Origin of the sequence: Rhodococcus erythropolis R138 (genome assembly GCF_000696675.2) — a bacterium.
In the GTDB taxonomy this organism is placed as follows: Bacteria; Actinomycetota; Actinomycetes; order Mycobacteriales; family Mycobacteriaceae; genus Rhodococcus_F; species Rhodococcus_F erythropolis.
In genome coordinates, this window is record NZ_CP007255.1 from 4,977,150 (window position 1) to 4,989,959 (window position 12,810).

The window sequence follows — 12,810 nt, forward strand, 5'->3', positions numbered from 1 at the left end:
GCGTTCTGCTCGGCCGGAGGCGTTCACTGGGCAAATACTGAATGTTACCCGGCCGTACCCCCACGGCCCGCTGACACCGACTGTGCGTCAGCTATCACCGAGCTCACAAGTGTGGCGAGACCGTCGACGCCAAGTGCCGGCAGGATGCCCGGAACAAGGCCGGCGAGCGACACCGAAACCAGTGCATCGGGAGCCAGAGCAGCGCCCATGGCGGTACGCATGGCAACGAGTTTGGTCGACAACTCACCGAAGGTGACCGCCTGATCACCGTGGGTGAACGCAATTGCCTCAGGATCGGCGGCCGCCGCCGCGGCTGCCAGTTCGGGCAGATCTGCCGCGGACTTCGGCTCGGCAGCGCTCGCTTCCTCGCGTTCCTGATCGGTCACGATGTCGATCGTACGAATCACGACCCCGGGATCGGTCACCAGTTCTTCGAGCACCCGCCCGAATCGCGCCGCGAAAAGAGCGATGGTCGATTCGTCGAACAGGTCGGTCGCATAGGTGAAACGCATCCTCAGCCCGGACAGCACCCCGGCATCGTCGAATTGCTCGATACCGGTGAGCTGCAGATCGAACATCGCCTGATCGAAACCGCTGTCGACCGCAGAGAGTTCCAGGCCTGGGAGTTGGAACGTACCAAGAGCCATGTTCTGGAATGTGAGCATGACCTGGAAGAGCGGCGAGTATGCGTGAGAGCGCTCTCGCCCCAATTCGTCGACCAACCGCTCGAACGGTACGTCGGCATTGGCGAATGCCGACAAGTCCTTGTCCTTCACGTGCCCCAGAAGGTCGACGAAAGTCGAAGCAGGAGCGATCTCCGTTCGCAGGACCAAGGTGTTGACGAACATCCCGACAAGATCGTCGAGAGCCCGCTCACCTCGACCCGCGATCGGCGTACCGATTGCGATGTCGTTCGATCCACTCATCTTCGCCAGCAGCACGGACAGGGCAGTGTGAACCACCATGAAGACTGTCGAGTTCTGCTCCCGTGCGATCGTCGCGAGCCGGTCCGTGGTCTCGGAATCGACGGCAAACTCGAATTCCGCACCGCGCATGCTCGCGCGCGCCGGCCGCGGCCGGTCGGTCGGCAGTTCCAGAAGCTCCGGAGTGCCCTTGAGCTCGTTCACCCAGTACGCGAGTTGACGGCCCAGCTGACTGTCCGCGTCCTCCGGCGATCCGAGGACATCACGCTGCCACAGCGTGTAGTCGGCGTACTGCACCTCGAGCGGAGCCCACTCCGGCGTCTCCCCGCCGGTACGTGCGGTGTACGCAACCATGGTGTCTCTGATCAACGGAGCCATCGAGAAGCCGTCACCGCTGATGTGGTGAATGACAACGACGAGGACCCGCTCGGATTCGTCGACCTCGAAGAGACGGATTCGCAACGGAACGGCTGTCGTGACATCGAAGCCCTCGCGAACTGTGTCAGCCACCTGCTCGGCGACCGACGCTTCGTCGGTTGCGATCACTTCCAGTCCCACCGTCGCTGCGGAGCGAGGCAGGATCATCTGAACCGGTCCGTTGCCCTGGTCCGGGTATACCGTCCGGAGCACTTCGTGACGCTCGATCAGATCCGACACCGCGGAGTGAAGTGCGTCGACATCGAGAGCGCCGGACAACCGGATCGCGACCGGGATGTTGTACGCACCCGAGGTCTTGTCGAACTGATTGAGCACCCACATACGTTGCTGCGCCAACGACAGCGGGATCTCGTGCGGACGCACCTGGGCCACCAACGGTGGGCGGCCACCCGATCCCGCGTGTTCGAGAACCCTCGACGCCAATGCCCCGACAGTCGAGGCCTCGAAGATCACACGGACCGGAATCTGCGCGTCCAACGCCTCACCCAGCCTCGACACGACCTGCGTCGCGACGAGAGAGTTTCCGCCGAGCTCGAAGAAGTCGTCGTCGAGGCCGACCCTCGCCACACCGAGTACGTCAGCGAACACACCCGCCACGATCTCTTCGACGGGGTTGGTCGGCGCACGGAATTCGGTCGCCTCGAATTCGGGGTCGGGCAGGGCTTTGCGATCGACCTTGCCGTTGATGTTGAGCGGTAGTTCGTCCAAGACCATCAATGCCGCCGGCACCATGTAACTCGGCAACTCAGCCACAAGAGTCCGCTTCAAGGTTTCGACATCGATGCTTTCCCCGCTTTGAGGAACGACGTAGCCGACAAGTCGATCACCGGTACGCGCATCCGACTTGGCCACCACCACAGCGGAGTCCACGCTGGCCTGCTTGCGAAGAAGCGCTTCGATCTCACCGAGTTCGATGCGGTAGCCACGGATCTTGACCTGGAAGTCGGCGCGCTCCACGTAGTCGAGTTCGCCGTTCTGCGTCCACCGGACGAGGTCGCCCGTGCGGTACAACCGCGAACCCGCGTCACCGAAGACGTTGGCCACAAATCGTTCCGACGTCAGATCCGCGCGCCCGTGATAGCCGCGAGCAAGCTGAGCACCGGCGAGGTAAAGCTCCCCGGTGACTCCGACGGGGACCGGATGCAAACGCGTGTCGAGCACGAACACCTGCGTGTTCCATTCGGGGGCACCGATCGGCACCGACGTCGTATCGTCCGAACCGACGACGTGCGCTGTCACCGAGACCGCGGCCTCGGTCGGACCGTACAGATTCACCAACTGCGCGTCGCTGAGTTCTGCAAACTCGGTGGCCGTCGCGGCCGGCAACGCTTCACCGATCGCGAGCACCTGACGAAGCGATTCCGGAAGACTATTTTCCGACGCCGACTGCAACATCGCGAGCATCGACGGCACCACGTGGAGCGTCGTGACCTTCTCCCGCGTCATCAGGTCGAGCAGGTAGCTCGGGTCCTTGTGACCTTCAGGTTCGGCGATCACCAGTCGTGCACCGGAAGTCAGTGCCGACCAGAACTCCCAGACCGAGAGGTCGAAGGTTGCCGCCGTCTTGAGCACCATCGCATCGGATCGGTCCAGGCCGTACTGATCGCGCTTCCAGAGAATCTGGTTGACCACCGCCCGATGCGAGATCGCGACGCCCTTCGGCCGCCCCGTCGATCCCGACGTGAAGATCACATAGGCGGTGTTGTCCGCTCGCAGTGGAGCACTGCGATCCCTATCGGTAACCATCGCGTCCGCGTAGGACGCGAGATCGATCGTGTCCATCTCGATCACAGAATCACCGAACGCCGGATTCTTCGCAGTGGTCGAGGTAGTGAGGACGCAGACCGGATCTGCCATGGTCAACACGTACTCGATGCGATCGGCCGGGTGGTTCGGATCGATCGGTACGTATCCACCACCTGCCTTCACCACCGCGTACATGGCGACCAACAGTTCGACCGATCGCTCGATTGCCAACGCGACCAACGACTCCGGACCGACACCGGTTGCAATCAGATGGCGTGCGAGACGGTTGACACGTGCATCGAACTCGGCGTAGGTCAGCGACGTGTTCCCGGCGACCAATGCCACCGCACCTGGGTTCGAACCGACCTGCTCGTCGAACAGTTCGACCAGAGTGGCTCCCGGGACGGGGTGATCGGTGTCGTTCCAGCGGTTCAGGATCCGGTCGCTCTCGGACGAATCCATCAGCGCGAAGTCGCCGACGGTCAACGACGGATCCGACGCGATCTCCCCGAGCAATCGCACGAATCGATCGGCGAAGTCCTGCACGGTCGACTCGTCGAACAGATCATGCGCGTAGCTGAACATCGACGTGATGCCGGCTGCAGATCCGTCGGCGTCGTAACGATCACTGACGATCAACTGAAGATCGAACTGCGCGACCCCATTGTCGATATCGACGCCCTTGACGGTGAGTCCCGGAAGCTCAAGCCCTCCGGTTTCCATGTTCTGGAACAGGAAGCCGACCTGATAGAGCGGATGACGAGCGGTCGAACGCGGAGGGTTGAGCACCTCCACGAGTCGCTCGAACGGAACGTCCGAATGTGCGAACGCTTGAAGGTCGGTCTCCCTGACACGTCCGAGCAGGTCGAGGAACGGCGCACCGCTGTCGATCTGCGTACGGAACACCAAGGTGTTCACGAACATGCCGATGAGATCGTCGAGTGCCCGCTCACCGCGTCCGGCAATGGGCGTACCCACCGCGATGTCCTCGGTTCCGGACAGTCGAGCCAACAGCATCGCGAACGCAGTGTGCGTGAGCATGAACAGCGTCGAATTGTTTGCCCTGGCAAGACCGCTCAGCCGAGCATGCAACTCTGCATCGATATCGAAGTGCAGGTAACCGCCGCGGAAGGACTGCGTCGCGGGGCGCGGCCGGTCAGCTGGAAGTGCAAGCTGATCAGGCAGCCCGGCGAGAGCATCGCTCCAGTACGCAATCTGCTGCGAAGCGATAGATCCCGGGTCTTCCTCACGGCCCAGCACCTCTCGCTGCCACAGGCTGTAGTCGGCGTACTGAACGTCGAGAGGAGCCCAGGACGGTGTGTACCCGGCAACCCGCGAGGCGTATGCGGTCACGACATCTCGAGCGAACGGTGCCATCGAGGAACCGTCGGCGGAAATATGATGAATCGCGACACCGAGTACGTATTCGTCGGAAGCCAACTGGAACAACCGGATACGAATCGGGATCTCGCGTGTGACGTCGAAGCGCGTCGACGCCAGCGCGACCAACTCACCTTCGAGTTCGTCCACGCCGGTCGGTTCTGCGACGATTTCGTCCGACCAACTCGACACGGGCTTGACGACCTGCACCGGACCGTCTCCGATTTCCGGGTAGACGGTTCGAAGTGATTCGTGCCGCCCGATCACATCAGAGATGGCCGCGCTCAGCGCCGAGACATCGAGATCACCCTGAAGGCGCAGCGCCATCGGGATGTTGTATGCAGCAGCGCTCCCGTCGAATCGGTTAAGGAACCACATACGCTGCTGCGCCAACGAAAGCGGAATCCGCTCTGGCCGTTCGACAGCGGTCAGCGCGACTCGCCCACCCGAACCGGTCCGGCTTTCGGCATGTGCCGCGAGATCCTGCACCGTGGACGCTTCGAACAGAACTCGAACCGAAAGTTCGGTATCGAGAGCATCGGCGATTCGCTTGATCGTGCGAGTGGCGTTGAGGGAGTTGCCGCCGAGCTCGAAGAAATCGTCATCGAGACCCACCCGATCAACACCCAACACCTCAGCGAACACCGACGCGACGATCTCCTCCACCGCCGTCACCGGAGCCCTGAACACCGCGGCCTCGAACACCGGCTCCGGCAACAACTTCCGATCCAACTTCCCCGAAGCATTGAGCGGAAACGCATCCAACACCACAAACTGCGACGGCACCATATACGACGCCAACCGCTCCCCCACACCCACCTTCACCACATCAACATCAACCGAAGACCCCACCGCAGCAGTGACATACGCAACCAACTGATCACGCCACACCACCACCACCACAGAACCCACACCCACCTGATCCCGAACCGCAGCCTCGATCTCCCCCAACTCGATCCGCTGACCACGCAACTTCACCTGAAAATCACTACGACCGACATACTCGAGCTCACCCGACACACCGATCCACCGCACCACATCCCCCGTGCGATACATCCGCGAACCCGACACGCCGAACGGATTCGCCACAAACCGCTCCGCCGACAAATCCACCCGCCCGAAATACCCACGAGCGACCTGCACACCCGACAAATACAACTCACCCGCAACACCCACCGGCACCGGACGCAACCGCGAATCCAACACCAACACCGACGAATTCCACACCGGAGCACCCATCGGCACCACCACACCCACACCATCGAGCGGACCCGCCGCCGTCGCATGCACCGTGAACTCCGTCGGACCATACAAATTATGAACCTCAACCGACGGCAACACCGACAACACCCGACCCACCACCGACGCCGGCAACGCCTCACCCGCCGCGAAAATCACCCGCAACGAACCCAACCCACCACCACCGAAGCGCGAAATCGTCGCCTCCGACGTGTCGACAACCTGATCGACGAACACCTCCAACATCGACGGCACAAACGACACCATCGACACCGACTCCGCCGCCACCACCGACGCCAAATACCCCGGATCCCGATGACCGTCATGAGTAGCCACCACCAACCGAGCACCCACCGCCAACGGAACAAACAACTCCCACACCGACACATCGAACGTCACCGGAGTCTTGAACAACACCACATCAGAACCCGACACCGCATAACGCTCCGCCAACCACGACACCTGATTGACCACACTGCGATGACTGACCGCCACCCCCTTCGGCCGACCCGTCGACCCCGACGTGAAAATCACATACGCCGTATTCCCCGACCGCAACGGCGCAACCCGATCCACATCAGAGACAGGCGCACCCGAAAAACCAGACACATCAACAACATCAACCTCGACCACCGGCACAACACCAGCATCGAAACCAACATCAGACGTACTGACCACACACACCGGCGACGCCGACTCCAACACATACCCATTACGCTCCGCAGGCTGATCCGGATCCACCGGAACATACCCACCACCAGCCCTGAGCACACCGTAAACCGCAACCAACAAATCAACCGACCGACGAACCGCAACACCCACCAACGACTCCGGCCCCACACCCACCGAAACCAAATACCTGGCAAAACGATTCACCCGAGCATCGAACTCCGCATACGACAGAGACTGCCCCTCGAACGAGAGCGCTACCGCACCCGGCGTCGCCGCCACCTGCGCATCGAACCCATCCAACACCGACACGCCCGCAACCTCACGAGCCGTGTCATTCCACCCCTCGAGCACCAACGAACGCTCAACAGAATCCAAAATATCAACGTCACCAACACGCACCGAAGGATCGGTGGCTACGGAGGAGAGCAGTCGAAGAACTCTGTCCAGCAACGCAGTTGCGTAGTCGGCATCGAAGAAGTCCGGTAGGTACCGCAGCGTCAAGTGCAACTGCTCGTCGAGTGCGATCAGCAGGGTCAACGGGTAGTTCGTGGAATCGTCCGAGGCGATGTCGTCGATCATCATTCCGTCGAGAACATCCGCCTGTGCGGCGAGGCCCTCACGGTCGACCGGGTACGACTCGAATACAACCAACGTGTCGAACAGTGTTCCGACGTCCGCTGCTTTCTGGACATCGGTCAAACCGAGATAGTGATGATCAAGCATTCTCGCCTGCTCGATCTGGACCCTGGCAACCAATTCTTCGACGGACTCCGCGGCGTCGAGGCGCACCCGCACGGGGAGGGTGTTGATGAACAACCCGACCATCGATTCGACGCCGGTGAGCGCCGGTGGCCGGCCGGACACTGTTGCACCGAAGACAACGTCGTCGGTTCCGGTCAACGCACCGAGCAGGACCGCCCACGCGCTCTGCACGATCGTGTTGGCGGTGACCCCGAGTCGTGCGGCCAGAGCGGTGAGCGCCGCGGTTGTCTCCGACGACATCGACACGTTCAGCTTCTGTGACAGCGCGGTGAATTCCTGTCCGCCTGTGACCTGAGCAAGCAGCGTCGGCTCTTCGACGCCGGAAAGCGCATCCGCCCAGGCCGTGAGTGATCGATCACGATCCTGATCGACAAGCCACGCCAGGTAATTGCGATAGCTACGCACACGCGGAAGAACCGAGTCGTCACCACGCGTCGCGTACAGCGCCAACAGGTTCTGCAAGAGCAGTGGCACCGACCAACCGTCGAGAATAATGTGGTGATTCGCCACCACCAAGCGATAGTCCCCCTCCGCCATGGTGACGAAGGTGAACCGAATCAACGGCGGTGATGCCATGTCGAAGTGTGTCGCCTGGTCAGCTGTCAAAACTTCGTCCAGGGCTGCCTCACGGTCGACCGCCGCGATATCGCTGAGATCGATGTTCCGCCACGGGACGGCAACATCTTCGAGGACTATCTGGACCGGCGTTCCGTCGTCGTCGGCCGTGAATGCCGTTCGCAGGTTCGCATAACGGTCGATGATTCCCTGTGCTGCAGTGCGCAATCGGTCGGCATCCACCTTCCCGGACAGAGTGAGAATCATCTGCACCGAGTAGAGGTCGACGCTGGATTCCGCCAACATCGCGTGGAAGAGCAAACCGGACTGCAGCGGTGCCAGGGGCCAGATGTCGGTCACCGTACCGAATCGATTCTCGAACCCGTCGATATCTCGTTGGCTCACGGAGACAAGCGGCACGTCGGACGGTGTGAGTCCACCGGCTCCGACGGAGCGAGAATGCTCCACCAGGGCAGTCAGTGCTTCGACCCAAATCTGTGCAAATGTCTCGACACTCTCGCCGTCGATGGCACCGACGGGGTATGCGAAAGAGGCCTCCAGAACAGCACCGTCTGCGCCGTCGTTGACGATCGCATTGATGTCGACGACCTTGTTTGCGGGCATGTCGACGTCTTCGGGTGCCGACACCTTGGCGAAATCGCCGGCCGGCAGCCACCCGAGTCCCTCGACGCCTGCCGGAAGATCCTCGGCGACAACTCGTCCCAGGTAGTTGAAGCTGACCTGTCCCCCGGCGAAGCGAGAAAGCACTGCGCGCGTGTCTTCGTTCAGGTAGCGCAGCAGTCCGTACCCGACGCCCTTGTCCGGGATCGCCAGCAGCTGTTCCTTCACTGCTTTGATCGCGCGTCCCGCCGAATCACCTCCGGCGAAAGCGTCACCCAGATCTACCTCGGAAAGATCGAGACTGATCGGGAAGGCAGCGGTGAACCAGCCAACGGTCCTTGACAGATCCGCGCCAGGAATCACGGCTTCTTCGCGACCGTGGCCCTCGAGTTGCAGCAAGGCAGACGTCGAGTCGATTCCGGCTCGGCGACGCCACTCGATCAGCGCGAGTGCCAGTCCAGCGAGCAGGCCGTCGTTGGCGCCGCCGTTGAAAACCTCCGGCAGCGTGGTCAACAGAGTCTCCGTCACCTGAGTGGGGACCGTCACGCTTATCCGCTGAACCGTTGCCGCAACGTCGACGGCAGAGTCGTACGCCCTCTTACCCAGCACCGGGTCCGGTGTCTGCAACACCTTCCGCCACGTATCCAGCTCGGCCACACGCGAATCCCGATGGGCCTCTTCGGACAAAGCATGAGCCCAGCGTCGCATCGACGTACCCGTAGGTTCGAGAGCCACATCCCCCGTCGCTCCGCTCGCCCCGGCCATCTGAGCCGCAGCCGACACCAGATCCGGAACAATGATTCGCCAGGAAACCCCGTCGACGATCAAGTGATGCGCAGCAATGATCAAGCGCCCGGTGCGAGTGGGACCGAAGTCGACCCACACGAACTGAACCATCACGCCGCCTGCCGGATTCAACCGGCCGAGAGCCTCGTCGAGGCCCTTGGAAGCCGTGAGAACAATTGTCGACTCGTCCGAGGACGCATCAACATCCACCCGGCTGAGTAGATCCTCGACGTCCACGGTTCCCGGCTCGGAGACCGACATTCCCCAGCCGCGACCGTCGGAGATCAACCGCGATCGGAACATGTCATGGTGGTCGATGACGGCGGCGAGGGTTCGCACGATGTCGGTTCGCTGCGCTCCGAGTGGAAGCTCGAGAGTCATCGTCTGTGTGAATCGGTTGTAGCTGCCACCGCGCTCGACCATGAATCGTTCGATCGGCGTCAACGGCATCCAGCCGACTCCACCGCCCGGCAACTCCTCGAGCACCACCGCGGCCTCGACGTCGGCGGCATACTTCGCCACTTCGGCCAATGCCGCGACAGTCTTGCTCTCGAAGACGTCACTGGGTGCGAATACGACCCCACGTGCCTTCGCCCGCGAGACGAGCTGGATCGACATGATCGAGTCGCCGCCCTGCGCGAAGAACGAGTCGTCCGTTCCGATTCGATCCAGACCGAGAACGTCCGCGAAGATCTCGCTCAGGACTTGTTCCATCTCGGTAACCGGGGCGCGGAATTCCTTGGTCTCGAAGACCGGCGCTGGGAGCGCTTTTCGGTCCAGCTTGCCGGCCGGGCTCAGTGGCATGTCCGAGGAGACCATTATCGAAGCCGGAACCATGTGAGCCGGAAGGGTTCTGGAGACGAATTCGATCAATTCCGCCGAAGTGACCGAAGCGTTCTTTCCGGTGAACACGTACGACACCAGTGCCGGAGCACCCGACGGCAGGGTCGTACCCATCGTCGCAGCGAACTCGACCTCGGGGTGTGCGGTCAATGACGCATCGATCTCACCGAGTTCGATACGGAAACCGCGAATCTTGACCTGGAAATCGTTGCGGCCCACGTATTCCACGGCGTAGGTGGAGGGTGCGGTTCCAGCGACCCAGCGCACCACGTCACCGGTTCGGTACATTCGCTCGCCCGGATTACCGTGCGGGTTTGCCACGAATCGATCGGCGCTCAAGCCCGGGCGACGATGATAGCCGCGGGTCACCTGAGGACCGGACAGATACAGCTCGCCCGAGACTCCGAGTGGAACTGGATTGAGTCGTGTGTCCAGAACGAAAGCGGCCATGTCACCGATCGTGGCGCCGATGTCCATTCGGTCACCCGGCAGAAGCGGAACGCTGACGTTCGTCACGATCGTCGTCTCGGTCGGGCCGTAGACATTCAAGAACGTCCTGGGAGCCGAAGCCGATGCGGTCGAGCCGTCACCTGTCGTCCACTTGCTGATCAGTTCCGGCGAATACGCTTCGCCACCCACGCCTACGACCGTCAGGTCGTCCAGGCCGCTCGGGTCCATCGACGCCAGAGCCGCTGGTGTGATGAACGCATGCGTGACTCGTTCGCTACGGAACACCTCAGCCAGTTCGTCGCCGCCGTACACGCCAGGCGGGACGATGACCATCGTCGCGCCGGTGGCCACCGCGAGGAACAACTCGAGCATCGACGCGTCGAAACTCGGTGACGCGAAGTGCAATGTCCGCGAGGTGGGCTTCACGAGGTAATGCGCGGCCTGCGTGACACTGAAGCTCGCCAGACCTGCGTTGGTGGCGACAACGCCCTTGGGTAGACCGGTCGTGCCGGAGGTGTAGATGACCCAGGCCGGATGAGCAGTCGTCAGTGGACGGACACGTTCCTCGGCATCGATTGGCGCTGCGGACACTCCGGCGGTCATCTGTTCGCCACGTGGTCCGTCCACGACCAACCACTCGACGTCGTCGGTGAGGTTCGGACGTTCGACGTCGAGGGTCAGGCCTACCTTTGCACCAGAGTCGCTGAGCATGTGCGCGATACGGTCTGCCGGATAGTGCGGATCGATCGGAACGACCGCTGCCCCGGTCTTCGACACTGCCCAGACCGCGAGTACCGATTCGACGGATCTCGGAATCGACACCGCCACAAGATCTTCAGCCCCGAGACCACGGTTGATCAAAACGCGGGCCAGCTTCGACGACCACTCGTCGACCTCGCGATACGTCATGGACCTACCGGCAGCGGCCTGCGCCGTGCCGGGGTAGCGCAATGCGACGTTGTCCGGGTAACGCGCAGCAGCGTCGGCAAGAATCTCGGCCAACGGCGCCTGCGCTACTCCTGACGAAGCCCTTTGACTCGTCAGAACCTCACGCTCGGACGAGTCGAGGATTTCGATGTCACCCACTGAAGTTGCGGGGTCCGTCGCAATTCCGTTCAGGATGCGCATCAATCGTGCGGCGAATCCGCGGACGGTCGATTCGTCGAACAGATCCGTCGCGTACGTGAACGTCGCCGACAGCCCTTCTGATACCTCACTGATCGTGAGCTGCAGGTCGAACTTGGCCACAGTCTCGTCGATTGCGAACTCGGCGGCCGTCAGACCCGGCAGAGCCAACGAATTCTGCCCCAGGTTCTGGAACGCCAATGCCACCTGGAACAGCGGGTGGTGTGCCCTCGACCGAACGGGATCCAGCACTTCCACGAGCCGCTCGAAGGGAAGGTCCGAGTGCGCGAACGCCTGAAGATCGGTCTCTCGAGCCGACGACAGAAGTGTGGTAAACGGGGCCGAAGGATCAACCTCGGTACGTAGCACCAAGGTGTTGACGAACATTCCGATCAGATCGTCGAGTTCGGATTCACCTCGTCCTGCCATCGGCGCGCCGATGGTGATGTCCGTTGTTCCCGACAGACGTGCGAGAAGTGATGCCAGCGCCGAATGGACCACCATGAACATCGACGCATTGTGCTCACGACCGACACCGATCAGCCGCTCATGCAGTTCCTGACCGATCGAGAATTCGAATGTTGCTCCCTGACCGGAGAATACCGCCGGCCGGGCCCGATCCCCGGGAAGATTCAACTGTTCGGGCACGCCGTCCAATGCTTGCGCCCAGTAAGTGATCTGCTGCGCGATGATTGACTGCGGATCGTCCTCGGACCCGAGAACCTCACGCTGCCACAGTGCGTAGTCGGCATACTGCACCGGCAACGGCGTCCAGGTCGGAGCCTGGCCGTTGGTTCTGGCGTAGTAGGCGGTCATGATGTCGCGGGTCAGCGGGCCCATCGAGAAACCGTCGGTCGAGATGTGATGCACCACGAATACGAGAACGTGCTCGTCGGCCTTGGTCTGGAAAAGCCTGGCGCGCAACGGAACCTCGGTTGTCACGTCGAAACCCGTCGCCACGAAGTTCGTTACCTCGGAAACAATCTCTGAATCCGAGACCAAGGTTGCAGCGAGGTTCACGCCGACATCAGCCGGTGCAACGATCTTCTGGTAGCCGATTCCGTCGACCTCGGGGTAGACCGTGCGCAGAACCTCATGGCGGCCGACAACGTCCGAGACAGCCTGTTCCAGCCCCGACACGTCCAGTTTTCCGGTGAGCGTGATCGCAACCGGAACATTGTTCCCTGCCGAGTTCGTATCCAACTGGTTGAGGAACCACATGCGCTGCTGCGCCAACGACAACGGAACCTGCGCCGGACGCACCTGCGCA

1 protein-coding gene is annotated in these 12,810 nt (G+C 61.8%); it reads right to left on the reverse strand.

From position 1 onward, the window contains the following. Positions 1–44: 44 nt before the first annotated feature. Positions 45–12,803, reverse strand: coding sequence for an amino acid adenylation domain-containing protein (locus H351_RS33070; protein ID WP_478013417.1), 12,759 nt, complete (start codon positions 12,801–12,803; stop codon positions 45–47). Positions 12,804–12,810 lie beyond the last annotated feature (7 nt).